Origin of the sequence: Azospirillum sp. TSH64 (assembly GCF_003116035.1) — a bacterium.
In the GTDB taxonomy this organism is placed as follows: Bacteria; Pseudomonadota; Alphaproteobacteria; order Azospirillales; family Azospirillaceae; genus Azospirillum.
Map to the genome: position 1 here is coordinate 5,134,763 of NZ_LGQW01000015.1, position 200 is coordinate 5,134,962.

A 200-nucleotide genomic window follows, 5' to 3' on the forward strand; every position below is an offset into this window, starting at 1 on the left:
AAGAAAACAGCGGCTTAGCGGTTTTGATCTTCCGGCTTCGACCGAAATTCTCCGGTCACTCCAATCCGATCCTCTGAAGAAGGGGATGCGGAAGAGCGGCCGGTGCGGCACGTTTCAGTGCTGCGGGTTCATTGACAAGTTTATACCGTGTTGTGAGAAGGGATGCGCAGGCGGCGGCAGTTGGTAGCCGTTGCGGCCTT